This is a genomic window from Pseudoalteromonas sp. S3178, from assembly GCF_005886985.1.
In the GTDB taxonomy this organism is placed as follows: Bacteria; Pseudomonadota; Gammaproteobacteria; order Enterobacterales; family Alteromonadaceae; genus Pseudoalteromonas; species Pseudoalteromonas carrageenovora.
The window spans coordinates 1-208 of record NZ_PNCW01000254.1 but is presented as its reverse complement, the minus strand read 5'-3'; the positions used below and the strand labels follow the sequence as shown (position 1 = coordinate 208).

Here is a 208-nt window from a genome sequence, read left to right as displayed (position 1 = left end):
CTCGCTGAGCAAATAGAGTTCCTTGCTAAGGGGATCGCCGATCTTATTTTAACGAAAGACAATATCATGTCGGCTTTGATGGCTGAATCAACGCATAGTTATAAGCCTGTTATCGGTTATCCGGCTTATTCTGCCTTTTTTATCTCAAACACAGAAAAACCTAAATTATCTAAATCGTATTTCTTAGATAAAAAAATAGGTTTGCTTG

The 208-nt window shown here is 36.5% G+C and carries 1 pseudogene; it reads left to right on the top strand.

Going from position 1 to position 208, the window contains the following annotated elements:
* Nucleotides 1-208 (top strand): annotated as a pseudogene (locus CWC11_RS23050) (PhnD/SsuA/transferrin family substrate-binding protein); the annotation flags it as partial.